This is a genomic window from Meridianimarinicoccus roseus (assembly GCF_003172915.1).
Lineage (GTDB): Bacteria > Pseudomonadota > Alphaproteobacteria > Rhodobacterales > Rhodobacteraceae > Meridianimarinicoccus > Meridianimarinicoccus roseus.
In genome coordinates this window covers 158,597-182,909 of the sequence record NZ_QGKU01000003.1, presented here as the reverse complement: position 1 = coordinate 182,909, position 24,313 = coordinate 158,597, and the positions used below count along the sequence as shown (strand labels likewise).

Sequence of the window (24,313 nt, the reverse complement as noted above, 5' to 3'; positions counted from 1 at the left end):
GGGACTGCCAAGGGAGAACACAGGGATGAATCTTAGACCGGATCCGACGTTTCACGCCTCGCCGAAACTGGCGATGCAGGCGCCGGTGGAAACGCTGGCCTTCACGCTGATGCTAAGCCCCGACGGGTCACAGCCCGACGGCGTGGCCGTCGTGGATGTCGACCCGTCCTCGCCAACTTTTGGACAGATCGTCCATCAGGTCATCATGCCGAACAAGGGCGACGAGTTTCACCATTTCGGCTGGAACGCCTGCTCGTCCTCGCTGTCGCCGCTGAGCGGACATGCGTTCCTCGAACGGAGATACCTGATCGTGCCGGGCATCCGGTCATCGCGTATCTACGTCATCGACGTGAAAGAACCGCGCGACGCGAAGATCCACAAGATCATTGAACCCGAAGAGGTCTTCGCCAAGACCGGCTATTCGCGTCCCCACACGATTCATTGTGGCCCCGAGGGCATCTATGTTTCCACGCTGGGCGGCGGTGGCGAGGACGGCACCGACGGCCCTCCGGGCATCTTCATCTTGGACTGCGAGACGTTCGAGATTCTAGGCCGCTACGAGATGGACAGGGGCGAGCAGGACAAGCACTACGATTTCTGGTGGAACCTGCCGCGCGACTACATGGTCAGCAGTGAATGGGGCCTGCCGCCGCAATTCGAGAACGGCATCGTCCCCGAGGACCTCCTGTCCAACAAGTACGGTCACAAGATCCATTTCTGGAAGCTGCGCGAGCGGCGCAACGTGCAGACGATCGATCTGGGAGCCAACCACCAGATGGCGCTGGAGATCCGGCCGGCCCATGACCCGTCGAAGGACTACGGCTTCTGCGGTGTGGTCGTTGACACCACGAACCTGCAGGGTGCCATCTTTACCTGGTGGCAAAAGCCCGATGGCACGTTCGAGGCGAAGAAGACCCTGACCATCGACCCGCGGCCGGAAGCCCCCGAGAACCTTCCGCCACTCCTGCAGGGCTTCGGCGCGGTGCCGCCACTGGTGACCGATATCGACCTGAGCCTCGACGACAAGTATCTCTATGTCGCCTGCTGGGGACTGGGTGAGATGCACCAATACGACGTCTCCGACCCGATGGCCCCGAAGCTGGCCGGCAAGGTCGATCTGGGCGGTATTGCGCGCGGCACCCCGCATCCGAACGGCAAGCCGTTCGCCTACGGCCCGCAGATGGTGGAGATCAGCCGCGACGGCAAGCGCGTCTACTGGACGAATTCGCTCTATTCAACTTGGGACGATCAGTTCTATCCCGGCGAAGGAGGCGGGCAAATGGTGATGGCCCATGTGGGGGCCGACGGCGGGCTGGAGCTGGACAAGGACTTCTATGTCGATTTCCCGAAGGGCTATCGCAGCCACCAGATCCGGCTTGAGGGCGGCGACTGTTCCACGGACAGTTTCTGCTACCCGTCCGCCTAGGGGTGCCGGATACGCAGACCGCGGCGGCCCTTTGGGGGGCTGTCGTGGCCTCGGGTGTATATCACGGGATCAACCCGGGTATGGGCTGGCCGTTGGCGGTGTCCGCCGCGCTTATGGACCGCGCGCCGGGAAGCCTGCGCCGCGCGCTTCTTGCGCTGGCGGCGGGGCATCTTCTGGCGATGGCGGTGATCCTGTTTCCCTTCGCCGCGCTCATGTTCATCGCGGCGTGGCACGAGGAAATTCGCATAGTCGCCTCATGTCTCGTGATCGGCCTTGGCGTCTATCTGCTGATCAACCGGCGGCATCCGCGGTTTCTGGCGCGTGTCCCGCCGTCGCGGCTGGCGCTGTGGTCCTTCCTCGCGGCGCTGGCACATGGGGCGGGGCTGATGCTGGTGCCGATCTACCTTGGCATCTGCGCGTCCGGCCCACCCGAGGCGGGACATGCCGCTGCGGCAACGCTGATGGGACGAAACTTGGTGCTGGCGGCGGGCGTTGCCGTGCTGCACACCGGTGCGATGACCCTGTCCGGGGGCGCGCTGGCCGTCGCGGTGCATCGCTGGTTCGGCCTGCGGTTCCTGTCGCGCAGCTGGTTCAACCTAGACGTGGTCTGGGCTCTGAGCCTTATGCTGGTCGGCGCGATCTCGTTGCTTGTCGGGCACTGATAGCCTTCGAACTCCGCGCCAGATCTGTCCATGCAGGGCAGGCTGGGCGCATCGGGAGCGGTGGCCTTGGCAGGAAGTGCGGCTCTAGACTGTGCCGCCGAGCGAGCCTTCCAACGTTGCCATTTCCTGTCCGCCGGCCATCATGTCCTGCAGTTCGTCCGGTGTGATCTGTCCGCGTTGTGCCGTTCCAAGCGTCTGGCCGCGGTTCAACACCGTGAATCGGTCACCTACCGCCAAGGCGTGGCGAACGTTGTGGGTGATGAACACCACGGCGACACCTTGCTTGCGCACCGTGTCGATCGTTGCCAGCACGTTCGAGGTTTGCCGAACGCCTAGCGCCGATGTCGGTTCGTCGAGGATCAGCACCTTGGCGCCGAAATACACCGCGCGGGCGATGGCCACGGTCTGCCGCTCGCCGCCCGACAATGTGCCGACGGCCTGATCAGGCGCGCGAAGGTTTATCCCCATGCGCCGCATCTCGGACATGGTCACGCTGTTTGCGTGGTCGTGGTCGAAGAAGTTGATTCCGGCGATCCGCTTCACCGGTTCGTTGCCCATGAAGAAGTTGCGGCTGACCGACATCAGCGGGATCATCGCCAGGTGCTGATGCACCGTAGCGATACCCGCCTCCATCGCGTCGCGGGGTGTTTCGAAATTCATCGGCGCGCCGTTGAATACGATCTCGCCGCGGGTCGGCTTGTGCACGCCGGACATGGTCTTGATGAAGGTGGACTTGCCCGCGCCGTTGTCGCCCAGAAGGCAGTGGCATTCGCCCGGATAGACGTCAAGCGACACACCTGCGAGCGCGATCACCGGGCCGAAATGCTTCTCGATATTGCGCATCTGGATGATCGGCGCGTGGCTACTGCGGGTGTTCATCTCAACGCTCCCCCGTGATCATGCGGCGGATATAGGTGTTCAGGATAACCGCCCCGAGCAGGATCACGCCTAGGAACACCCGAAAGAGCGAGCTTTCCACCCCGGCGAAGAACAGCCCCTGCTGGACTACACCGAAGATCACTGCGCCAAGCGCCGCGCCGATCACCGACCCGTAGCCTCCGGTCAGCAGCGCACCCCCGATCACCACGGCGATGATCGCCTCGAACTCCTTCAGCAGGCCCCGGTCGGCGCCGGCCGATCCGAACTCCATCACCTGGCAGATCGCGAAGACCGTTGCGCAGAAGGCGGTGAACATGAACATCAGCATCTTAACGCGCGTGACCGGCACGCCGGAATTGCGCGCGGCTTCGGCATCGCCGCCCGCAGCGAAAATCCAGTTGCCGAAGCGTGTGCGGGTCAGCAGCACGTGGCCGAACACGACAAGCGCCAGCGCCCAGATGATCAGCATCGGGATACCATCCACGACGGGCTGGCCTTCGCGGGTACCGCGTTCGAAAGTGGCGATAAGCCCGGCATCGCCAAGCCAGACAAACAGGCCGCCCAGAATCTTGCCGCCGAAGATCGGAGCGAGCCAGTCACCTTCGGCTGCCTCGCGAATGCCGCCGATGATGGTCTTGCGTTCGATCAGTTGCGGCAGGAAAATCGTGAAACCGCGCAGGATGAACAGAAAGGCCAGCGTCACGATGAAGCTGGGCAGACCGGTGCGGATCACGATGAACCCGTTGAGTGCGCCGATGGCGATGCACAGAACGAAGGTCAGCAGGATCGCGGCCCACATCGGGATGCCGATGGTGACCCCGAAAATCGCGATCATCATCCCCGCGAAGCCGATCATGGAGCCGACGCTCAGGTCGAATTCACCCGCGATCATCAGCAGGCAGGCGCCGACGGCGATGATCATGAACTGCGCCGAAACCGTTGCCCAGTTCAGCACACCCTGACTGTTGAACATCCCGCTGTCGAACGCGAACAGGATGAAAAAGGCGAACACCGCGATGGTCCCGACCATTGCGCCCAGTTCGGGCCGGATGAGGGCACGGCGAAGCGGTGAAATCCGCTTGACGCGTTCGTCGACGGGGTTGGATGCGGTTTCGGACATGGTCCCGCGCTCCTGTGGTCTGCCGAGTGGATGGCGTTGGCGGTCGTCGGGGGATGTGGTGGGGCGGCCGCTGTATTCGCGCGGCTGCCCCTGCCGGGATCAGCGGAATTCGCCGGCGAACTTTTCGACCATCTCCAGGCCGTCCGCGGTCACGAAGCCGGGCCCGGAGTTGATGTTGTTGCCCGGCAGCACGCCGTAGCGGTGATAGTTCGCCAGAACGATGACCGGCAGATAGGCCTGCAGGAAGGGCTGCTGGTCGATGCCCCATTCGATCACTCCGTCGCGGATGCCCTGTACGATGTTCTCGCCCAGATCGAACGTGCCGAAATAGATGTCACCGGACAGGCCAAGTTCGTCCAGAGCCAGAAGCGTAGGGTCGGCCGAGGTCGGCCCGAGCGTCAGCACGGCATCGGTTTCCGGATTGGCCGACAGGTAGGCCTGCACCCGGTTCTTGATCTCGGCCGGGTCCTGGCCTGAATCGATCATCTGGTTGCCGAGATCCACACCCAGCCCGTCCGCGAAGCCCTGGCAGCGTTCCGTGGAGGCGGGCGAGGAAATGTAGTGGTTCACACAAAGAAAGCTGCCCACATCGTCGCCCTTGGCACGCAGCCCGGCGGCATAGCCGGCATCGTATTCCGGCTGACCGACATACATCAGCGCACCGACCTCGCGGGCCTGTTCGGGCGTGCCCGAGTTGATGATGATGACATCGACACCGCTGTCCACCGCGTTGCGGATCGGGCCGGACAGAACGTCGAAATCGGCCAGTGTAGTGATGATCCCGTTCGGACCGGACGCGGCGGCCTGTTCTATGATCCGGGCCATGTCGGCCAGATCGCCGGTCGGGGGGTTCCGGTATTCGACCGTGACGCCCATCTGCTCGGCTCCCAGCGCGATGCCGTTCTTGATCGTGTTCCACCAGCTGTCGCTGTCGGGCGCGTGGCTGACCAGAACATAGGTCAGGCTGCTGCCATGCGCTTCGGCCAGGACGGGGACAGGGGCGGCAAGCACCGCCGCGCCAAGCGCGAGCGACTTCACAACTTTCTTCATCGTGTCCTCCCAGACAGGTCTTGTTCTTGCTTTTCGAACGGAACGTTCTCCGCACGCGCAAAGAGAAGCACAGGAAACCACGCAATGCAACCGGTTGCAAAATATTCTGTTCAGCTTGGACGAAAGCTGTCTTACTGGACATGTGGAACAGCAGGGGAGAGCCGGGCGCGTGCCGGTCACATTGAAAGAGGTCGCCGAACGGGCCGGAGTGTCGCGCTCGGCCGTGTCGCGGACCTTTACCGCCGGGGCGTCGGTGTCGCCCAAGACGCGGCGCAAGGTCGAAAAGGCCGCGCGCGAGCTGGGCTATCATCCCAATGCGCTCGCCTCGTCGCTGACCACCGGGCGCACCAAGCTGATTGCGCTGATCTCGAACAACTTCCACAACCCGGTGTTCCTCGAGGTGTTCGACCGCTTCACCCGGAGCCTTCAGGAGCGCGGCCTGCGCCCGCTGCTGGTCAACCTGACGGACGAAACGGACCCGGCCAACTCGGTCAGGCTGGTGCGGCAGTATTCGGTCGATGGCGTGATCGTCGCCTCGTCCACGCTGCCGCCCGAATTCGCCATCGCGTTCCGCGATGCCGGGGTGCCGGTGGTCCATTCCTTCGGCCGGTTCGCCAGCGCGCCCCGGGTTCATGTGGTTGGGATCGACAACGTGGAATGCGGTCGGATGGCGGCGCGGGCGCTACTGGCACGCGGCTACCGCCGGATCGGGTTCCTCGGCGGTCCCGAGGACGCGACATCCACCCTCGACCGGCGGCGCGGCTTCTTCGACGTGCTTGACAATGTGCCGGGCCTGACACTGAGCGATAGTTTCGCCGCGGCCTATTCCTTCGATGCGGGGCGGGCCGAGATGCTGCGCCTGCTCGATGGTAAGCGCGCGGAGGCGTATTTCTGCGGCGACGATGTGCTGTCGATCGGCGCGCTCAGCGCAGTGCAAACCCGCGGGTTGAAAGTGCCGGACGACGTTGGCATCATCGGTTTGAACGATATGCAGATGGCGCGCTGGCAGAACTTCGACCTGACGACCATCCGCCAGCCGATCCAGCAGATTATCGACAGTTGCATCGAACTCGTCGTAGCCATGCTGGACGATCCTGCCCGCATTCCCGAAGCGCGGCTTTTCCCCTGCGAGGTAATCGAACGGGGCACGCTGCGCCCCGTTCCGACGCCCTAGCGGAACATTGGCGGGCGCGCGTCCACCCAGGCGCCCTGTTGCCCGGCCGATGCCACGGCGGCATGCACGGCGGCCATAGAACGCAGCCCGTCCCCAGCCAGCGGCAGCGCGCCCGTGCGCTCGCCCCGGATCGCTGCGGCAAGATCCACATAGATATTCGCCACCGCCATCGGGAAGCCTTCGGGATGTGCGATGGCCACTCGGCTGAGGCGGGTTGCGTCTTCGGACAGCCCGGCCTCGCCCTTCTCGATGATCTGGGTGCGGCCGCCCAACGGGGTATACATCACCTGTCCTGGCTGTTCGCTGGCCCACCGCATTCCGCCAGTTTCGCCGAACACCTGAATGTCGAACCCGTGTTGGCGCCCGATCGCCACGGAAGAGGTCCAAAGCCGTCCCACGGTGCCGTTTGACAAGCGAAAGTTGACCATCGCGTCGTCTTCCAGCGCTCGCGACGCGATGGTGGAGGCGAAATCGGCCGAAAGGCGCTCCACCTCGTCACCGGCAATGAACGATGCCATGTGCAGCGCGTGGATGCCGCAGTCGGCGAACTGGCCTGAGATACCCGCCATCGCCGGGTCGTAGCGCCAGCGCACGCGCGGATTGTCGGCCTGCGCCGCGTCGCCGTGGTGGCCGTGGCTGAAACTGGCCACGATCAACCGCAACCGTCCCAGCGTTCCGCTGGCTACCATGTGCCGCATCTCGCGGACCATCGGGTAGGCGGAATAACAGTAGTTCACCGCGCAGATCCGTTCCATTGCCTGCGCGATCCTTACGATCTCCTCGCCCTCTTCGACGGTCATCGTCATGGGTTTTTCGCACAGCACGTGAAACCCGGCCTCGAGGAACGCCTTGGTGATCTCGAAATGCGTGCTGTTTGGCGTGGCGACTGTGACAAGTTCGGGCCGGTCGTCGCGCCCGCGTTCGCCTGCCAGCATCTCGCGCCAGTCGCCATAGGCGCGGCCCGGCGCGATGCCGAGTCGCGCCCCGTAGTCGCGCCCGCGCGCCGGGTCCGCGTCAAGTGCAGCGGCGGCCAGCGCGAAATGTCCGTCGGCCAGTGCGCCAAGCCGATGTGCCGGGCCGATCTGGCTGCCTTCGCCGCCGCCGATCAGGCCCCAGTTGAGTCGTTGCATGGCAGCCCTTTCAGTCGAACCCGATGGAGGTGAGATAGGCACGGTTGACCGTTGCGTCGCGCAGCGGGTCGGTTCCGGGCAGCGTCGGGTCGCAGTCCTGTTCGACCGTGCACCAGCCGTCGAAGCCACTGTCCAGCAGGATCTGTCGCACGCGCGGGAAATCCACGTCGCCATCGCCGAGATTGCAGAAGATGCCTTGGCCGCACGCGTCGTAGAAACCGGTGCCGTCCGCGACCACACGCGCTTTAACTTCAGGGTCTATATCCTTGAAATGCATGTAGCTGACGCGCCCAACCCTCCGTTCGAGGAAGGCCACGGGATCGAAGCCTGCATAGGAATGGTGGCCGGTGTCGAAGCAGATCTTGAGAAGGCTTTCGTCCACCTCGTCCAGTAGCCGGTCAAGTTCAGGTTCGAAATCGATGAACCCGGCAGCATGGGCGTGAATCCCCACCGTCAGGCCGTGTTCTTCCGTTGCCATGCGCGCGACATGAGCGATGCGGTCGCGGAAGGCTGTCCATTCGGCAGTGTCCATCTTCTCGGCCGCATCCCAGCGTCCGGCAGTGGGGGCCCGACGCGGCGAGATAGAATCGATCAGCACGAGGTGCCGCGCCCCGTGGGCGTTCAACGCCCGGCAGGTGCGCACGGCGCCGTCCAGCACGTCGTCCCACTGGTCCGGGTCATGGAAGGCACGAAATACCACGCCGCCGATCAGCTCGAGCCCATGTTCGGCCAGCGCGTCGGCGACCTGCGGAGGATCTTCGGGCATGAAGCCCACCGGCCCAAGTTCGATGCCGCGATAGCCCGCCTGCGCCGCGTCGCGCAAAACGGACCGCCAGTCCGGGTTGCGCGGGTCCTGCGCGAATTCGACCCCCCATGAACAGGGGGCATTGCCGATCTGGATCGTCACGTTCAGGCTCCTTGGTGTGAGGCGACGGGCTGCCAGCGCCCGTGCGCATGGGATTGGCGTGCGGCGTCGATCACCCGCGCCACGTCGAGGCCCGCCGTGAAGTCCGGCCAGCGACTGACACCGTCGGCCACGGCTTCCAGAAAATCGCGTGCCTCGATGATGATCTGGTCCTGGTAGCCGGTGCCGTGGCCCGGCCCCTGGCAGAACGCTGCGTAATCCGGATGTTCCGGCCCGGTCAGGATCTGCCGGAAGCCGCGTTCGGCCTGCGGACCCTCGGCGCGATAAAGCCACAGGCTGTTCTGGTCTTCCTGATTGAAGCGCAGCGCTCCGTGCGTGCCGGACACCTCGTAGATGTAGCCCATCTTCCGTCCGGTCGCCACGCGGCTGAAATACATGTGGCCCATCGCGCCGCCCGAGAAACGACACAGCATGTGGGCCTGGTCATCGTTGGTAACCGCCGTGCCGCCGCGCGCCGCGTGCACGGTTTCGATATCGGCCATGACCGATTGCACCGGCCCCAGCAGCGCCTGTGCGGCATTGATCATGTGCGGCGCAAGATCGCCCAACGTGCCGTTCGGCGCGCCGCTGGTCCGCCAGCTTGCCGGGGTGTCGGGATCGGCCAGGAAATCCTCGCTATGCTCGCCGCGGAACCAAGTCACCTCGCCAATGGCGCCTTCGGCGATCAGGCGCCGGGCGAATTGGGTTGCCGGGGTCCGCACATAGTTGAAGCCGATCATGTTGACCGCACCGCTGGCTGCGGCGGCGGCGCACATCGCCTCGGCATCGGCGATCGAGGCGCCCAGCGGCTTTTCGCAGAACACCGGCTTGCCAAGCGCGAAAGCCGCTTCGGCGATGACGCGGTGAGTGGCCTGCGGCGCGGCGATTACCACCGCTTCCACCGCCGCATCGTCCACCAATGTTCGCCAGTCGGGCGCCGCCCGGCGAAAGCCATAGGCCGCGCGGTAGCGTTCGGCCGAGTCGGGGCTGGACGCGGCGACCATTTCCAGACGGGGACGCAGGCGGGTGTCGAAGACCGCGCCTACGGCGCTGTAGGCTACGGCATGCGCCTTTCCCATGTAGCCGCCGCCGACCAGCCCGATCCCGATTTCCCGCATGGCCGTCCTCCCAAAATCCGGTTGCAACCGGTTGCAACACTGCTATCGTGCCAACCGGAAAGCGGTCAAGCGCAAAGCTGCGGAACGGCAGCGCGCGACCACGCCGGAAGGGAGACCCGCCCATGAGCGACGACACGATCCGCCTGACGACGGCGCAGGCGATCATCCGTTACCTGAACGCACAGTTCATCGAAACCGCGGGCGTGAGACGCCGCCTGTGCGGCGGTGGGTTTGGCATTTTCGGGCACGGCAACGTCACCTGCCTAGGCGAGGCGCTGCACGATCATCGCGCGACGCTGCCGCTGTACCGCGGGCAGAACGAACAGGGCATGGGCTTTGCGGCGGCGGCCTATGCCAAGTATCACCTTCGCCGACGCTTCATGTTCTGCACCGCGTCGGCGGGGCCGGGCACGGCGAACCTGCTGACTGCCTCGGCGCTGGCCCACGCGAACCGGCTGCCGATGCTAATGCTGTGCGGCGATACCTTCCTGACGCGGCTGCCCGACCCGGTGCTGCAGCAACTCGAGCATTTCGGCAATCCAGCACTGGGGCTGAACGATGGATTCCGGGCTGTCACCCGCTACTGGGACCGGATCACCCACCCAGCCCAGGTGATCCAGAGCCTGCCGTCCGCCCTTGCCACAATGCTCGACCCGGCCGATTGCGGCCCGGCCTTCATCGCGCTGCCGCAGGATGTGCAGGGCTGGGCCTATGACTATCCGGTCGCGCTGTTCGAAGATCGCACCCATCGTATCCGCCGCCAGGCGCCCGACACCGCTGAGGTCGCCGAAGCCGCCGCTCTGCTGGGCCGCGCCGCGCGGCCGGTTCTGATCGCGGGCGGCGGGGTGCAGTATTCCGGCGCCGTTGCCGAACTGACCGCCTTCGCCGAGGCGCGCGGCATTCCCGTGATCGAAACCATCGCCGGGCGCGCCAACCTGCGCGATGACCATCCGCTGAATATCGGACCGGTCGGTGTGACCGGATCGGACAGCGCCAACGCGGTGGCAGCGGCGGCGGACGTGATCGTGTCGGTCGGATCGCGTCTGCAGGATTTCACGACTGGGTCGTGGACGGCCTTCGACCGTGATGCGCGGCTGATTTCGGTCAACGCTGCGCGCCACGATGCGGGCAAGCACCTGTCGCTCCCGGTGGTGGGCGATGCCAAGTTGGGGCTGGAGGCGCTTGATGCCGCGCTGCCGGACTACCGCGCGCCAGAAGCCTGGACCGCCTTCGCGCAGTCCGAGCGCGCAAAATGGACCGCTTATGTCGCGGGCAATGTCGCGCCCGGCAACGGGCCGAAATCCTACGCGCAGGCAATCGGCGTCGTGAACGCGCTGTGCGGACCGCGCGACCGGGTGGTGACCGCCGCGGGCGGGCTTCCAGCCGAAGTGACGGCGAACTGGCGTACGCTCGATATCGGCACGGTCGACGTGGAGTTCGGGTTTTCCTGCATGGGCTACGAGATCGCGGGCGGTTGGGGCGCGCGCATCGCTCAGGCAGAGGACGAACCGGATGCCGACACAATCGTGTTCGTCGGGGACGGATCGTACCTGCTGATGAACTCCGACATTTATTCGTCGGTGCTGACCCGCAAGAAACTTATCGTGCTGGTGCTGGACAATGGCGGCTTCGCGGTCATCAACAAACTGCAGAACAACACCGGCAACGAAAGCTACAACAATCTGTTCAATGACACGCCAACCATACCCGAACCCTTCACGGTGGATTTCGCCGCCCATGCTGCATCAATGGGCGCGCGCGCAGTACATGTGGATACGCCCGAGCAGCTTGGCACTGCCTTCGCGGAGGCAAAAGCCGCCGACAGCACCAGCGTAATCGTAATGACAGTCGATGCCTACGAGGGCTGGACCGCGCAAGGCCACACATGGTGGGAAGTCGGCACCCCTGAGGTCAGCGCCCATCCGAAGGTGCGCGAGAAGCACAAAGAGATCGAGGCTGCGCGCGCCCGTCAGCGCCGGGGCGTGTGATGTGGGCACTGGCTGAAAAGCTGCGCGGCGGGCGCTACCTCGTGATGGGTCGGGTCGGAATGGACCTGTCACCGACACCGCCCGGCAGCGCCATCGAACATGCTGAAAGCATGGGTGTGGCGATGGGCGGTTCGTCCGCGAACATTGCGGCGGGTCTGGTCAAGCTGGGCGCGCAGGCGGCGCTGCTGACCTGCGTGTCGGACGACGCGGTCGGCCGGTTCTGCCGCAACCAGTTGGCCCGCTACGGGGTGGACGCGCGCCATGTCACGACCGTAACCGGCGAATACCGCACCTCGCTTGCGCTTTACGAAACACGTGTGGAGGACCACCAGTCGGTGATCTACCGCAATGGCGCGGCGGATTTCCAGATGACCCGTGCCAATGTTGACGCGGTTGATTTCGCCCGCTTCGATGCGCTGGTCACCGCAGGCACAGTGTTCGCGGCCGAACCCTCACGCGAGGCGGCTTTCCACGCCTTCGCTCGGGCGCGCGCCGCCGGTCTGCCGGTGATCTTCGATGTGGACTACCGCCCCTACAGCTGGCCGTCGCCGAAGGTTGCCGAGGAAGTTCTGTCGCGCGCCGGGGCGCTCGCGGACTTGATCGTCGCCAACGACGAGGAATTCGGTTTCATGGCCGGCGGGATCGACAGAGGGCTGGCGAAGGCGCGTGCGCTGGCAGCCGACGGCGCAGCGCTGGTGATCTACAAGATGGGCCCGGAGGGTGCGATCACACTTGCGGGCGGAGCCGAGACGCGCAGCGGCGTGTTCGATGTCGACCCGCTGAAGCCGACCGGGGCGGGCGACAGTTTTCTCGCCGGCCTGCTGGCCGCGCTGACCGGCGGCCGCCCACTTGAAGAGGCGGTGCTGCGCGGATCGGCCTGCGCCGCCATTGTCGTCGCACGCCCCGGCTGCGCCCCCGCTATGCCGGACACCGAAGACCTGCGCGCGTTTCTCGCCGCCCATCCCGCGCCGAAGCCTGTCGCGCACAGCCCCGAAGGATAACCGATGCACATCGCCCCGTTCGACAACCGAAACCGACCGATCGTCGATGCCGACGATGCCTGCGTGCCGCTCAACTATTTCAACATCGTCAAGCTGCAGAAGGGCGAAAGCTATGGCTATGCCGTGCAGGGATACGAAACCTGCATCGTGCCGGCCACAGGGCTTGTCGACGTGTCGGTCGGCGGCTTCACGGCGGCCGGACTTGGCGGGCGCGGTGTCGATGTCTGGGACGGCGAGCCGGAGGGGGTTTACGTTCCGACCGGCGCCGAGGCGCGCATCACATGCACAAGCGACAGTGCCGAGGTGTTCGTCGCGGGCGCTCGGTTCGACGAGGTGCTGGAGCCTTTCGCCGTGCGGGCTGACGAGATCGACATGGTGCAATACGGGTCCGACGACACCAAAACGCACCGCAAGATCAAGCATATCCTCGGCCAGCAGCAGCATGGCCGGGTGGGGCGCTTGCTGGTATCCGAGCTTTACACCGTGGGCGCAGGTGGCTGGTCGGGCTTTCCCAGTCACAAGCACGACACCGACAACCTGCCGCACGAGACGCGCCACGACGAGACCTACAATTTCCGGTTCCGCCCGAGTTACGGATCGGGGCTGCAGATGCTCCAGCGCGAGGACGGCACCCCGGGCGACGCCTACCACATCGTGGACGGCTCCACGATCTGCATCGACCGTGGGTATCATCCTTGCTGCGTGCTGCCCGGCTACGAGATGTATTATTTCACGATCCTCGGCGGGCTGACCCAGCGCAGTCTCGTCCAGAACTTTCAGGAAACGCACAAAGCCCAGCTTCACACGATCCCCGGAATCCTCGACATGGTGGCGAAGTTCAAGTGACACTCGCAACGCTGACACAGGTGCTGGCCCCGGCGCTTGCAGGGGGATACGCGGTCGCAGGGCTGGTGACCCTCGGCTGGGAGGACATGCGCGCCTTCGCAGATGCGGCCGAAGACGAGGGGCTGCCGGTGATCCTTCAGGCGGGACCGTCCTGCCGCAAGCACACGCCGCTGCCGGTGCTGGGCGCGATGTTCCGGTCGCTGGCGGACCGGGTATCGGTTCCCGTGGTGGCGCATCTCGACCATGGATATACGCTGGAGGAGTGCCGCGAGGCGCTGGACAGCGGGTTCACCTCGGTCATGTTCGACGGCTCGCGCCTGCCGCTAGCGCAGAATATCGACACGACGGCGCGGGTGGCCGAACTGGCGCGGGCCGCCGGCGTGTCCTGCGAGGGCGAGATCGGCTTCGTGGGTTATGATGCCGGAGCGGAATCGCTGGGTACAGACCCCGAGGAAGCCGCGATCTTCGCGCGGGACAGCGGTGTGGACGCGATGGCAATTTCGGCTGGTAATACACATCTGCAGCGGCGCGGCGCGGGCGGTCTGGACGAGGCGCGCATCCGGGCGATTGAAGCGGTGACCGACATTCCGCTGGTGATCCATGGCGGTTCGGGGGTGCCAGTGGCGCAGCGCAGTGCGCTGGCGCGGGGGAGCCGGATTTGCAAGTTCAACATCGGCACGGAATTGCGGATGGAATTTGGCGCCTCTCTGCGCCGCGCGGTCACAGAAGATCCCGACGCGTTTGACCGGGTCGCCATTTTGTCGCGCACCGAACCCGACCTGCGCAAGGCCGCGCGCGGCGTGTTGCGGGCCCTGGCCCCGGCAGGCTGACCCGCGCGCGGCAGTTGGCACGGGGTCTTTCAGGGCGCGGCCAGCATGTTCTTGAGCAGACCTGTTCCGAAATCGCTGCGGAAGTGGACGGCATCCTGCCAATCACGCGGGTGGCTACCCGCCGCTCCCGGCGCATGGAAAGCCATGCGGCAGTCGGGATGGCGGCGTGCGAGCGAACCGATTTGGCTCTCCAGCGAGGCCCTGAGGGCATCCAGCGTGCTGCGCAGGTCCGGCTGGGCGGCGATCGCGGCCGGGTTCACCGGTGGCAGGTGGAAAACGATGCGTCTGCCCGGCGCCTGAGCGCACCAGTCTGCAAGCCTTTCGGATCGCTGCGCAGCAGCTTCGGCGCGGGAAAAAACTTCGCTTGGCGAGAGCAGTGGTAACTGCCTCAGGTCGCGATCGGCGTCCGGAAACGGGCTTGCGCAGGACACAGCCCTGGCCGCGCCGGGTGGGACAGGGTCGTCGCCCCGACCGCTTGCCATTTTGCGAAGCGACAGCGCCAGTAGCGCCGCTCGGTTGCCCAGCACGTCCCGGGCGGGTGCCGTGATCTCGCCGAGTGAAAGTTCCAAGACGATTGTCCGGACATGGTCATTGGCGTTGGCCGCACGCGTCGCCCAGTCCAGCATGTCGCCGAATTGCGCGGCGGAGCGCGCGTAGCTGGCCGCATTCGCCACCCGGCATGGATCGAACCCGTACAGGCTGATTGACGTGCCGAGGATCCAGGTCTCGGCCTCGCCCGCTCGGGCCGTGTTCTCCAGCCAGCGATCCGCCAGCGCCGGAAAGCGGTGCAGCGTGCGCGGAAGACCCTGATGCGCAGGCATCCGGGCGCCCGCGTCGTTCAGCACGTCTGCTGCACCGATTATCAACCTTTCAAATACCGTCGCGGCAAAGAAGGCCATCAGCGTAAGCGCAGCGAACAGTACAGGCCGCAGTGGCTCAAAACCCTTCATAGATCACTCCGCCCGACAACGGTGCCTCCGCGATCCAGGCCAGCCACGCCAGCAGCCCCAGCGCGATCGCCCACGGTACGGTCGGGCGGAAGACCGGCGCGCCGGGGCGTGCGGGCAAGAGCCCGAACAAGCGCATCGTGTTGGGTGCCAGCAGCGCGATCCCGCTGGCTGCCGCCAGCACGGCGAGCAGCGCAAGATCCGATGGCGTGCCCGACAGGACCGGGCAAACCTCGGCAACTGGAGCGGGTCCGCCAAGCAGCAGCGGCACCCCCGGCCAGCGTGTCAGACCCTCGAAGATCTGCATCGCGGTGCCCGCGTCGCCGCTGCGGAAGAACACGATGGTCACGGTGGCGAAGAACAGACAGACAAGGTGCCCGCCGATCCGCCGCAGGACACCGTCACCTTTTTCCCAAGCGCGGCTGCGCATCCGCGCCAGCCCCGCAGCGACCACCGCCGCGGCAGTCAGCAGGCTGATCACCAGCGCCGTCCAGCTGGCCGCATGCCAGAGCATCACCAGCACGTAGGTCACCAGAATGGCAATGCCCCAGGCCGCCACCCGCCGCCGCACCGCGGACCGGAGCGGTAGTATTTGCGTCAGCGCCGCCTGAAGGTAGACGAAGACATAGTCGCGCGCGAACTGCATGAAGGACATGTGCCAGCGCAGGATGTAGTCGCCCAGTTGGCGGGCTTGGACAGGACTGTCGAAATTTGGCGACAAACGCAGCCCGAACAGCAGCGCCAGTCCAATTGCCATGTCCGAGTAGCCCGAGAAGTTGAAGTACAACTCCAGCAGGAAACCGAAGCTGCCCGCGATGGACTCTGGAAGGCACAGGGCTGCCCCGCGCTCCGCCGCCGCATAGATCGGCACGGTCAGCCCCGCGATCTGCCCGGACAGAACACGGAACTTCACCGCGCCGAGCACGATCAACGCCAGCCCTGCAAGCAGTTGCGCCGGGTCGATGCGTTGGCGCGCCAGCGCGGCGATCTGTGGCTGCAGGCGGCGGTAAGGTGTGATCGGGCCGGCGGGAAGATGTGCGAAGAACACCGAGAAGAGCAGATAGTCCGGCAGCGTCAGGTCCGGCGCGCGGTTCTGATGCCGGTCGATCAGGTAAGTGATCTGCTTGAAGGCATAGAATGACAGGCCTAGCGGCATGCCTACCACCAGCATCGCCGATGCGCTGTCGCCCAAGGGCACGGGGTGAAACTTGAACCACGCGATGGCCCCGATGTTTCCCGCGATGCCGACCAGCAGGGCAGCGGTTCGCCCGACGGGCCAGCGCGCCATCGCGAGACCGCAGGCGCGGTTGACGAGGACACTGACAAGGATCACCGCAAGGCTGAGCGCCGAGGACGCCGCGAGGAACCCAAGCGACGCAAGGGCCAGGAAACCGGTGCAAGCGCCGGGCCGCAGATGCCGCAGAAGGAAGAACCCGCCAAGGCAGGCGGGCAGAAACCCCAGAAGAAATGCGGCAGACAGGAATTCCATGCTCAGTCAGGACGGTCAGCTGGCTGCAAGAGGCTTCTCGATCAGTGTGTCTTCGACCAGGATGGCATCGAGACCGCTGGTCATCAGCATTCCAGCCGCGTCCTCGACGCTGTGCACGATAGGCTTGCCCATGATGTTGAAACTGGTGTTCAGAACTACCGGAACACCTGTCGCCTGCTCTAGCGCACCCAGAAGCGTGCTCATCCACGGAGCCGTGTGCGGCTCCACCGTCTGCAAACGCCCAGTACCATCCGCGTGCACCGTCGCGGCCACCGGGGCGGGGCGGTCGCTCAGCCACGGCAGGGTCAGCGACATGTAGGGCGACGGGACGGACCGCCCGAACCACGTCGCCGTGTCGGCGAGGCGCAGGGCAGGTGCGAAGGGGCGGTAAGCTTCGCGGCCTTTCACCTCGGCATTGATCCGGTCTTTCATCCCGGTTTGCTGCGGGTCCGCCAAGATCGATCGATGGCCAAGCGCGCGCGGCCCGAACTCCGCCCGGCCGCGCATCACGCCCAGGATGCGACCTTCTGCAAGGCATCCGGCAACGGCGCGCGCGGCCCCACCCATTCCGCCAGTCTCACGGATCACAAACCCTTTCGCGGAGGCGCGCATCTTGTCCAGCGTACGTGTCCGCGCCATGTGGCCCAGGAATGGGCTGCCATCGCCTCGGGGCACAGCGTCGGTCCCGGTTTCGTGCATATAGGCCAGCAGCGCCGCGCCTATGGCGTTGCCGTCGTCGGCTGGACACGGGGGCACGTGCAACCGCTCGATCCCATGGCGGCCTGGCAGAGTGCCGTTGTAGGATGAGTTCAACGCGCAGCCCCCTGCCAGCAGCAGGTCCGTTGCCGCGCCGTCGGCCATGCACGACCCGATCACCCGGTCCGCGAATGCGGAATATACAGCCTGTCCCGTGGCGGCGAGGTCGGCGGCGCGCTCTACCGGTTCCGCCGGGTCTCGGCCAAAGGGGCGGCAAAGCGCGTCCGCCGTGCGCAGCATGTCCTCGTCGGCGAAGCGCAGGCGCCCTCGGTCCACCGCAATCATGCCGTCCATCCGCGCCGCAAGCTCGGGATCGACCTGACCGAAGGCCGCCAGCCCCATGACTTTCCATTCCTCGCCCGCGCGCCAGTCGAAACCACAAAGGCCCGTCAACCAGCCATAGAACGTGCCAAGGCTGCCCGGCCCCCATGACCGCCAGCGTCTGGTCAGCCGCCGCGCGCGCATGTCGAAGGCGCTGACCGCGCCGACCTCACCCTCTCCGTCCAGCACGACGCAGACCGCATCGTCACAGGGGGCGAACCAGGCGGCGGTCACCGCATGGCACAGGTGGTGGTCGAAGCGCAGCGGTTCCACCGGTTCCCGCGCAAGACCCAGCCGCAGCAGGGACAGTCCTGCCGCCGCTTGCATCTGCGTCTGCACCGCCTGCATCCAGAGCGTGTCGGCACCGCTAAGCAGCGCGTCATGCGGCGGACGGCCCATCGCGCCCTTGACCGACGCCCAGCTGGTGCCGACGCGCAGCGTGTCGCGGTCGCGGTCAAATCCGGCTTCGTCGAGCGCGGCTCCAAGATGGGGAGCATGGTCGGGCGTTACGCCCCAGGCGCGTTTGTCCTGCAGGAAACGTTCGGTCGCCTCGGCGAAGCGCACGGTACCCTCGGCGTCCACCAGCGCAAGCGCAGGGTCGTGCCCGGAAGTCGACAGGCCGAGATACCATTGGCTCATGCGGCGTCGAGCCTGCGGGCGATCTCGCGCGCGAAACTATCGAGCGTATCGTGCTCGAAGACCGTCGATGGGTCCAGTTCGATACCGAAATGATCCTCGACCTCGCCTGACAGAAGCACGGCATCGATCGATTGCAGTCCAAGATCGACCAGGACCGAATCCGGCGCAATTGCCTCGACGGGCTGTCGTGTGAAGCGCGCGATGGCACCGATCAGGAAAGGCTCAACGCGGGCGGCGGCGGCGTCGGAAGTGGCGGTAGGGTCGGTCATGTTGCGGTCAGGCTCCATCAGGGTCAAAGAGTGCAGGGTAGATGGCTGGGCGCGATCGTCTGGGTCATATCGTGGTACCGCTCCGCGCCGGGAATGAGGTCAAGGCCCGGGAACCGCTCGAAAAGGGCAGGCAGCGCCGCCCGCAGGATGTGCCGCGTCGCAGCGGCGCCGACGCAGCGGTGCAGCCCGTGTCCGAAGGCGAGATGCCCTGTACCGGCGTCGCGGTTCACCGACAGAAGCTGTACGCGGAGCGTGTCGCCCCGGCGCAGCTTGATCCCGTTCACCGCGCCGTCCTCGCGCGCCACGCGATAGATGTACTTCGGCGAGGCGCAGACGGCAATCAGCCCGTCCACAAGCGCGGCGCGGTCAGGCGCCGATGACGGTATATCGGGCCTGTCGCCGGGAACGGCGAGCAAGTGATGAAGCACGTTACCGAGCGTATGCACCAGGTTGAAGCTGGCACCGTACAGCACCAGAACCAACGCCTTGCAGTCGTCGGCATCGAAGTCCTCCGGCGGTCGCGCGAGCAGATGGCCCAGCAAGGGCTGCGGCTGGCCAGGCAGGGCTTTCGGATCCTGCATCGCGCCAAGCAACCGGTCGAACACCTTCTGTAACTCCAGTAGCGACCGCATCGGCAGCCAAGGCTCCAACACATCCTGAAGCAGGGGCGCTTCCGCGTCGAACACGGCACGATCGTTTGGTTGCACGCCCAGCAACGGCTGCATGATCCCGCGAAACAATGGGTCTGCGAAATCCGCGATCAGGTCGGGCGTGGGCCGCTCCGCCAGCGTGTCGAGCGTGTCAGCAATGACTTGGTCGATCAGTGGCTGCCAGGCGGTAATCCGATTGCCGCCCAGCACTGCGGCGACCTCGCGCCGTGCCGCCGCGTGGCGCGGGCCGGACATGAAGAACATCGCGTTGCGCGCGATGCGGATCGCGGGGCCAAGTTCGGTGCCGGTGTGTTGCTGCACTGCGCGCAGATGTGTGTCGAGAGGGGGCGGTCCCCAGCTGCGATCGTCGTTGACAAGGCGGCGTGCCGTGCCGGGTTCCAGCACCTCGACCATACGCGACGAGACCCGCCTGTCTCGCCCCTTAAGTTCCGCGGGAAGGACGCTTGGATATCGCACCATCGGCGAAACGAAGTGTTTGACCCGATCCCGGTGCAGCGCAGCGCGCGGAAAGGCGCGCGCCAGCCGCGGCAGGGCGCTGCGGGTGAAGGCGCGAGCGAGATGCTCGCCCGGGCATTTGTGCGGGCCGATGCCGAAGACAACCCCCGTTCCGCGTGCCGCTTGCGTGAGGTGTCTCGCGTTCGTTGCCGCGACATCCAGCACCACCGTGTCACCCGATGCGACCGGGCAACTCCCCGCGGCCGTGTCCCGTGCCGCGATCCGCAACACGATCCTGCTCGACGTGTCGCGCAGCAGGATCCGGTCAAGAGCCGCATCGCAAAGGCCGTTGTCGGCGATGGAGCGCCATCCGGGCGGGTCCGTCAGCAGCAGGCGGAAGACCGACCGCGCAAGCGTTTGAACCATGGAATGGGCCGCCATTGCCGCCGCCAAGGCGCCGGCGCGGGAAATCGCTTCGTCTCCGGTTGCGGTGCGCAGGTGCTCCACCAGCGTGCTCTCGTCCTGACCCGCTGGCGCGAGAAACCCGTCGAGTGTCGCCATAGCGACCTCGATTCCCTGGATCCGGGCTGGGCTAAGGCCGCCATGCGCCAGCAGACGCGTCTCGTTCAGCAGCGTCTGCACCTGTGCGTCGGTGCCACCGGTAAGACCGGCTAGCCCGCGCAGCGCCGGGATTCCCGCCGGCTCGCAAAACCCGGTAAAAAGGTCGGCCTCGGCGCTGTCGCGCAAGCGGGCCAGCGCCGCCTCGATCCCGGCGTCGATCAGCGGCTCCGCGTCTGCGATCCGCCGCGCAGTCAGGAAAGGCGCGACTGCGCGCTTCATGGCAAGGTGGTCCGCCCCGTTCTGGAACAGCATCCCGTACCGCGCGAAAGCGCGGAAATGAGGAAGCTCCATCCCGTGATGTTCGCGCAGCGCGTCGAGATAGGGCAGCAACGGGCACGTGTTGAAATCGGCGCCCAGCAACACCGCGCGCATCGTGTCTGGCGCGTCGATCCGATGCCTGCCGGGCAGGCGGGTGCGTTTAGGCGCGTCCGTCATCGCGCGGCTTGGACCGGGGCCGCTGCGGGCTCCGTCGCTGGCTGACCGTCCAGGTTTCCGTTGCGCCATGCAGCCGCGACTGCTGCGCGGCGGATTTTGCCGCTGGTGGTGCGCGGCAGCCGACCGCGCGGAACGACAAGCAACTCGGCAAGTTCCAGCCCCCATTCGCCGATCACGGCGCGGGCCGCGGCCGCAAAGGCGGCTGTATCGCTGTCCGGACCGGTGCCGCGCCCTTTCCGTTCGGCGACGACAACGGCCTTGCCCGACACCAGCGGATCGGGCGCGAAGGCCGCGGCGGCCATCGGGTCGAGTCCGCCATGCGCAAGGCAGGCGACGCGTTCGATCTCGGGCGCGGCGATGGTCAACCCGTGGCAGATGACGATGTCCTTGATCCGTCCAGATATGTGCAAACCGGCGGCGTCGATCCGGCCAAGATCGCCGGTCCTGAGCCACCCGCGCGGTGCGCCTCCTTCTTCGCCGGTGTTCTCTTCCAGGCCGGTGTTGAAAGTTTCCGCCGTTTCCTTTGGCAGCGACAGGTACCCCGCGCCCTGCGATGGCCCGCGAAGAAGGATTTCGCCGTCCTCGCCGTCCGGCAGGGCCTTGATGCTGCCGGGCGCCGCGATGCGAATTGTGTCGCGCAGCGCTTCAGACATCCCGCAGGGCAGAGTCGTGCTCCCTGCAGTGCCGCAGCTGCGGGCGCTGTCGATCCGCCCGGTGCCAGGCACCCCGGCGGCGAACAGTGTCATCTCGGCAAGGCCGTAGCAGGCGAAGAACGCTTCGCTCGGCAGGCCGGTCTCGGCCAGATGGGCGTGAAAACGCGGGCCGAGATCGGCGGGCACGGGTTCGGCCCCACAATAGGCGCGCGACCAGCCTGACAGGTCAAGACCCTGAAGTGCGGGCGGAGCCACACGGCGGATCACTTCCGCGAAGCCGAAGGCAGGGCCGCCACTGAAATTTCCCTTGTAGCGGCTGATGGTCTCCAGCCAGAGAGCCGGGCTGCGAATGAAATCCGCGGAAGGGATCTGCACCGACATGCCGCCGCACAGAAGCGGGTAGAGTATCCCCCCCATCAGTCCCATGTCGTGGTAGTGCGGCAGCCAGTTTATGAGTCGGGCGCGGCTGTCCATCGTCCACTCACGCCCGACCAGCGCCGCATTGGCCAGGATGTTCGCCCCGGTGATGCGGACGCCCTTTGGCGCCTGCGTGGATCCGGATGTGTATTGCACAACCGCTTCGGTGCCGCGTGCGTCTGCTCCTCCGGGTGGCGGCAACGCGCCCGGCACAAGAGGTACGCATACGCAAGGACAGTCCGGCACATCGCGCATCGCCTCTTCGATCGCCTGTCGGCTTTCGGGTGCGCACAGCACCGCCGCAGCGCCCGAGTTGCGCAGCACATGGGCAAAACGGTCGAGCTTGCTGCCCCGACGCGGCACCGCAACCGGGACCGCAGGGATGCCGACTCGCAGACACGCAAGCAGGAGCAGCGTGAACTCGACGTCCTTCGGCATCGCCAGCACGACGCGCCGCCCCACGCCAAGCCAGTCGCGCAACAACGCGGCCCGTTCCGCGACCCCGGCATCAATTTGGGACCCGGTCAGCACCGTATCATCGCCGCGCCGCCGAACGAAGGCCATGACCGGCGCTTGTGATCGCGCGTCGAGGGCGGCCGCGATGGCAACAGGGAGGGACGGAAGGGTCATTGTCAGTCTCATCCGGCGTTGGAGGGCAGTATGCCCAGAGTTGTGCCACCGTGTGAAGGGGCGCGCTGCCGCGAACCGGCAATTAGGGTGTGGTAGCCGCACCCTAACCACCATGTGCGACGGTGCGCCAGCTTAGGTCCTGCACAAGGAACCTGGCTGTTCTGCCGGGGTTCTGCCCAAGGACGCCGGACCCGGCGAACACCGTTTTTGTAGCGGTCTGGCGCGCCGGGCAAAAAGGTCTCTTTGGTCGGGGTGTCGCTGTCTTTTGTATGCCCGCGCCGCGAGCGTTTGCCCTCATCCAAGGCGGATCAGCTGCGCAAGCACGTCCGAGCGCCGGACCATCCCGGCGACGCGCCGCGCCTGCATGACCGGGACAACGCGGTGGGGGCAGGCAAGGAACAGTTCGGCCACGCGGATCAGGTCGTCCTCCATATCCACGCAGATTACGTCGCCGCTCATGTGATCGGCCACCCGTCCCGACCATTCTCGGTGATAGCTGGCATGGAGCGCGGGCCGGAAGCAGTCTTTCTGTGTCAGGATGCCGACAAGACGCAGTTCATGGTCCAGAACCGGAGCGGCGGCGAAGCCTCCTTCGACCAGCAGTGCGGCGGCGCGGCGGATCGGCGTATCCGGCCCCAGCGCGGGAAAGTCCCGGAGCAGGATCGCGGCGATCACCTCGTCACCCATGACGGCACCGGGCGGCATCGGCACGCGGTGGGTCACTCGTCATTCGGTGGTGGGTCCGGCGCAGCGGGCAGTCCTCGCAGCGGGCCTGCGGCAGGGCAGACGCGGCGGCACAACTGGTCAGTGCAGGGCCGCGCCCCAGCATCAGCCCCAGCCCCAACCCTGCAGCTGCAAGGGCGATGATTGCGACCGCGAACAGCAGTTCCATCATTGGCGCGCCTCTTTCATGTCAGCACCGCACCGATGCCGCCGGTTTCTACCCGCTGCATCCGCGCACCGTCATCGTAGAGGAACAGCGCGGCGATGTCGCGCGCGCGGGCAAGCTCCGGCCCTGCATCGTCCCCGGCAGCCAGCAGCGCCGTCGCCCAGCCATCCGCCGTCATCGCGTCCGCAGCCAACACGGTCACCGCGCGGAGGCGGCCCTGAACGGGCGCGGCGGCGGCAGGGTCCATGACATGGCTCCAGACCCTGCCGCCAAGGGTGTAGCTTTGCACCCCAAGGCCCGATGTGGCGACGGCCATTCCCGCGGGCAGGTGAAGGACCGCCGCTGCCGGGCTGCCCGGCAGCGGATGTTCCACCGCAACGCGCCAGTCGCGCCCCGACGGGTGGCGCCCCAGCGCGGACAACTCGCCTCCGAGATCAATCAGCAGCCTGTCCAGCCCCAGCCCCGCAGCCAGCGCCGTGGCACGGTCGAGCGCGCGGCCCTTGGCGATGCCGCAGGGATCGAAGGTCAGGTCGGGATGGGTCTTGGACAGGCGCCCGGCATTGATGCCGAGGCCGCGCCAGCCCTCCGCGGGAGAGGGGCCACCAGCGGACGCGCGGCCGCTGATCGGACCGAAGCCCCAGCGCGCCACCAATGGGCCGACTGTCGGGTCAAACGCGCCGCCGCTCAGGCGCGCGATACGCAGGGCGGCGCGCGCCACGCGCAGCAACTCGGCGCCGGCCTGGCCGCCTGCGGGGCTTGCGTTGAACCGGCTGAGCGCGCTGTCCGGTCGGTACGGCGACAGTTCGGCGTCGATCCCGGCAAACAGCGCGACCAGCGCGGGACCGAGATCTGCCGCAGCGGCAGCGCCTGGCGGTCCGGCCACGCGCCACTGCGTGCCGAAGGCCGCACCGGCCGGGTCCGGCGCAACCGAGGAGCGGGCGGCGGCGGGGCAGGCCAGTGCCCCACTCAAAAGGCCAAGCGCCCTGCGCCGTGATATCGCGTCTCGCTGCATG

General features: G+C 66.3%; 22 protein-coding genes. 7 read left to right on the top strand and 15 right to left on the bottom strand.

Annotated features, from left to right (window positions below):
• Positions 1 to 25: 25 nt before the first annotated feature.
• Entirely contained in the window at positions 26 to 1,426 is a 1,401-nt protein-coding gene (locus DKT77_RS01070; protein WP_109809890.1) for a selenium-binding protein SBP56-related protein, read from the top strand.
• A gap of 2 nt (positions 1,427 to 1,428) precedes the next feature.
• Positions 1,429 to 2,088, top strand: a complete 660-nt coding sequence (locus DKT77_RS01065) for a hypothetical protein (RefSeq protein WP_109809889.1) — start codon at positions 1,429 to 1,431, stop codon at positions 2,086 to 2,088.
• Between the two features lie 84 nt (positions 2,089 to 2,172).
• Here DKT77_RS01065 and DKT77_RS01060 read toward each other — a convergent pair whose 3' ends face one another.
• From DKT77_RS01060 to DKT77_RS01050, 3 genes are all read right to left on the bottom strand, one after another.
• Positions 2,173 to 2,967, bottom strand: a complete 795-nt coding sequence (locus tag DKT77_RS01060) for an ATP-binding cassette domain-containing protein (protein ID WP_109809888.1) — start codon at positions 2,965 to 2,967, stop codon at positions 2,173 to 2,175.
• Position 2,968: 1 nt separating this feature from the next.
• Entirely contained in the window at positions 2,969 to 4,087 is a 1,119-nt protein-coding gene (locus tag DKT77_RS01055) for an ABC transporter permease (RefSeq protein ID WP_109809887.1), read from the bottom strand.
• 99 nt (positions 4,088 to 4,186) lie between these two features.
• On the bottom strand, positions 4,187 to 5,137 hold the full coding sequence (locus DKT77_RS01050) for a sugar ABC transporter substrate-binding protein (RefSeq protein WP_109809886.1): 951 nt from the start codon (positions 5,135 to 5,137) through the stop codon (positions 4,187 to 4,189).
• Positions 5,138 to 5,306: 169 nt separating this feature from the next.
• Here DKT77_RS01050 and DKT77_RS01045 point away from each other — a divergent pair, with 169 nt between their 5' ends.
• Positions 5,307 to 6,311, top strand: a complete 1,005-nt coding sequence (locus DKT77_RS01045) for a LacI family DNA-binding transcriptional regulator (RefSeq protein WP_109809935.1) — start codon at positions 5,307 to 5,309, stop codon at positions 6,309 to 6,311.
• Here DKT77_RS01045 and DKT77_RS01040 read toward each other — a convergent pair.
• From DKT77_RS01040 to DKT77_RS01030, 3 genes are read right to left on the bottom strand one after another with little or no spacing between them, the layout of a single operon-like run.
• Positions 6,308 to 7,441 (bottom strand): Gfo/Idh/MocA family protein, encoded by a 1,134-nt coding sequence (locus tag DKT77_RS01040; protein ID WP_109809885.1) that lies wholly within the window; start codon positions 7,439 to 7,441, stop codon positions 6,308 to 6,310. The genes DKT77_RS01045 and DKT77_RS01040 overlap by 4 nt on opposite strands.
• A gap of 10 nt (positions 7,442 to 7,451) precedes the next feature.
• On the bottom strand, positions 7,452 to 8,348 hold the full coding sequence (locus DKT77_RS01035; protein ID WP_109809884.1) for a TIM barrel protein: 897 nt from the start codon (positions 8,346 to 8,348) through the stop codon (positions 7,452 to 7,454).
• A 2-nt stretch (positions 8,349 to 8,350) separates the two neighbouring features.
• Positions 8,351 to 9,463, bottom strand: coding sequence for a Gfo/Idh/MocA family protein (locus tag DKT77_RS01030; protein ID WP_109809883.1), 1,113 nt, complete (start codon positions 9,461 to 9,463; stop codon positions 8,351 to 8,353).
• 122 nt (positions 9,464 to 9,585) lie between these two features.
• Between DKT77_RS01030 and iolD the strand changes: the two genes are divergently transcribed.
• From iolD to DKT77_RS01010, 4 genes are read left to right on the top strand one after another with little or no spacing between them, the layout of a single operon-like run.
• On the top strand, positions 9,586 to 11,451 hold the full coding sequence (gene iolD / locus DKT77_RS01025) for a 3D-(3,5/4)-trihydroxycyclohexane-1,2-dione acylhydrolase (decyclizing) (RefSeq protein WP_109809882.1): 1,866 nt from the start codon (positions 9,586 to 9,588) through the stop codon (positions 11,449 to 11,451).
• The gene (gene iolC / locus DKT77_RS01020) at positions 11,451 to 12,452 is read left to right on the top strand and encodes a 5-dehydro-2-deoxygluconokinase (RefSeq protein WP_109809881.1); all 1,002 of its coding nucleotides are present in this window, start codon (positions 11,451 to 11,453) and stop codon (positions 12,450 to 12,452) included. Before iolD ends, iolC begins: the two co-directional genes overlap by 1 nt.
• A 3-nt stretch (positions 12,453 to 12,455) precedes the next feature.
• Positions 12,456 to 13,298 carry a 5-deoxy-glucuronate isomerase gene (locus tag DKT77_RS01015; RefSeq protein WP_109809880.1) on the top strand — a complete coding sequence of 281 codons (843 nt, stop codon included), beginning with the start codon at positions 12,456 to 12,458 and terminating at the stop codon, positions 13,296 to 13,298.
• Positions 13,295 to 14,128 (top strand): class II fructose-bisphosphate aldolase, encoded by an 834-nt coding sequence (locus DKT77_RS01010; protein ID WP_109809879.1) that lies wholly within the window; start codon positions 13,295 to 13,297, stop codon positions 14,126 to 14,128. The genes DKT77_RS01015 and DKT77_RS01010 overlap by 4 nt, the downstream gene beginning before the upstream one ends.
• A gap of 29 nt (positions 14,129 to 14,157) precedes the next feature.
• Here the strand turns inward: DKT77_RS01010 and DKT77_RS01005 are convergent, their stop codons facing one another.
• From DKT77_RS01005 to DKT77_RS00965, 9 genes are all read right to left on the bottom strand, one after another.
• A complete protein-coding gene (locus DKT77_RS01005; RefSeq protein WP_109809878.1) occupies positions 14,158 to 15,078 on the bottom strand; it encodes a hypothetical protein in 921 nt (306 codons plus the stop codon).
• Positions 15,065 to 16,564: an MBOAT family O-acyltransferase gene (locus DKT77_RS01000; protein ID WP_109809877.1), complete on the bottom strand. Its 1,500-nt coding sequence runs from the start codon at positions 16,562 to 16,564 to the stop codon at positions 15,065 to 15,067. The genes DKT77_RS01005 and DKT77_RS01000 overlap by 14 nt, the downstream gene beginning before the upstream one ends.
• Positions 16,565 to 16,579: 15 nt before the next feature.
• Positions 16,580 to 18,280 carry a carbamoyltransferase family protein gene (locus DKT77_RS00995; RefSeq protein ID WP_109809876.1) on the bottom strand — a complete coding sequence of 567 codons (1,701 nt, stop codon included), beginning with the start codon at positions 18,278 to 18,280 and terminating at the stop codon, positions 16,580 to 16,582.
• On the bottom strand, positions 18,277 to 18,549 hold the full coding sequence (locus tag DKT77_RS00990; protein WP_238547600.1) for an acyl carrier protein: 273 nt from the start codon (positions 18,547 to 18,549) through the stop codon (positions 18,277 to 18,279). The genes DKT77_RS00995 and DKT77_RS00990 overlap by 4 nt, the downstream gene beginning before the upstream one ends.
• 23 nt (positions 18,550 to 18,572) lie before the next feature.
• Positions 18,573 to 20,711, bottom strand: a complete 2,139-nt coding sequence (locus DKT77_RS00985) for a cytochrome P450 family protein (RefSeq protein ID WP_109809874.1) — start codon at positions 20,709 to 20,711, stop codon at positions 18,573 to 18,575.
• The gene (locus tag DKT77_RS00980) at positions 20,708 to 22,411 is read right to left on the bottom strand and encodes an AMP-binding protein (RefSeq protein ID WP_238547599.1); all 1,704 of its coding nucleotides are present in this window, start codon (positions 22,409 to 22,411) and stop codon (positions 20,708 to 20,710) included. The genes DKT77_RS00985 and DKT77_RS00980 overlap by 4 nt, the downstream gene beginning before the upstream one ends.
• 294 nt (positions 22,412 to 22,705) lie before the next feature.
• On the bottom strand, positions 22,706 to 23,134 hold the full coding sequence (locus DKT77_RS00975) for a CBS domain-containing protein (protein ID WP_238547598.1): 429 nt from the start codon (positions 23,132 to 23,134) through the stop codon (positions 22,706 to 22,708).
• Positions 23,091 to 23,306, bottom strand: a complete 216-nt coding sequence (locus DKT77_RS00970) for a hypothetical protein (protein WP_109809872.1) — start codon at positions 23,304 to 23,306, stop codon at positions 23,091 to 23,093. Before DKT77_RS00970 ends, DKT77_RS00975 begins: the two co-directional genes overlap by 44 nt.
• Before the next feature lie 13 nt (positions 23,307 to 23,319).
• The gene (locus DKT77_RS00965) at positions 23,320 to 24,312 is read right to left on the bottom strand and encodes an FAD:protein FMN transferase (RefSeq protein ID WP_109809871.1); all 993 of its coding nucleotides are present in this window, start codon (positions 24,310 to 24,312) and stop codon (positions 23,320 to 23,322) included.
• Position 24,313 lies beyond the last annotated feature (1 nt).

Excerpts from the sequence above, each read along its gene's own strand:
- DKT77_RS01070 (WP_109809890.1), top strand. The coding sequence starts at position 26 with ATGAATCTTAGACCGGATCCGACGTTTCACGCCTCGCCGAAACTGGCG.
- DKT77_RS00965 (WP_109809871.1), bottom strand. The coding sequence starts at position 24,312 with ATGCAGCGAGACGCGATATCACGGCGCAGGGCGCTTGGCCTTTTGAGT.
- DKT77_RS01055 (WP_109809887.1), bottom strand. The coding sequence starts at position 4,087 with ATGTCCGAAACCGCATCCAACCCCGTCGACGAACGCGTCAAGCGGATT.
- DKT77_RS01060 (WP_109809888.1), bottom strand. The coding sequence starts at position 2,967 with ATGAACACCCGCAGTAGCCACGCGCCGATCATCCAGATGCGCAATATC.
- DKT77_RS01005 (WP_109809878.1), bottom strand. The coding sequence starts at position 15,078 with ATGAAGGGTTTTGAGCCACTGCGGCCTGTACTGTTCGCTGCGCTTACG.
- DKT77_RS00995 (WP_109809876.1), bottom strand. The coding sequence starts at position 18,280 with ATGAGCCAATGGTATCTCGGCCTGTCGACTTCCGGGCACGACCCTGCG.
- DKT77_RS01030 (WP_109809883.1), bottom strand. The coding sequence starts at position 9,463 with ATGCGGGAAATCGGGATCGGGCTGGTCGGCGGCGGCTACATGGGAAAG.
- DKT77_RS00985 (WP_109809874.1), bottom strand. The coding sequence starts at position 20,711 with ATGACGGACGCGCCTAAACGCACCCGCCTGCCCGGCAGGCATCGGATC.
- DKT77_RS00980 (WP_238547599.1), bottom strand. The coding sequence starts at position 22,411 with ATGACCCTTCCGTCCCTCCCTGTTGCCATCGCGGCCGCCCTCGACGCG.
- DKT77_RS00970 (WP_109809872.1), bottom strand. The coding sequence starts at position 23,306 with ATGATGGAACTGCTGTTCGCGGTCGCAATCATCGCCCTTGCAGCTGCA.
- iolD (WP_109809882.1), top strand. The coding sequence starts at position 9,586 with ATGAGCGACGACACGATCCGCCTGACGACGGCGCAGGCGATCATCCGT.
- DKT77_RS01000 (WP_109809877.1), bottom strand. The coding sequence starts at position 16,564 with ATGGAATTCCTGTCTGCCGCATTTCTTCTGGGGTTTCTGCCCGCCTGC.
- DKT77_RS01040 (WP_109809885.1), bottom strand. The coding sequence starts at position 7,441 with ATGCAACGACTCAACTGGGGCCTGATCGGCGGCGGCGAAGGCAGCCAG.
- DKT77_RS01050 (WP_109809886.1), bottom strand. The coding sequence starts at position 5,137 with ATGAAGAAAGTTGTGAAGTCGCTCGCGCTTGGCGCGGCGGTGCTTGCC.
- iolC (WP_109809881.1), top strand. The coding sequence starts at position 11,451 with ATGTGGGCACTGGCTGAAAAGCTGCGCGGCGGGCGCTACCTCGTGATG.
- DKT77_RS01015 (WP_109809880.1), top strand. The coding sequence starts at position 12,456 with ATGCACATCGCCCCGTTCGACAACCGAAACCGACCGATCGTCGATGCC.
- DKT77_RS00990 (WP_238547600.1), bottom strand. The coding sequence starts at position 18,549 with ATGACCGACCCTACCGCCACTTCCGACGCCGCCGCCGCCCGCGTTGAG.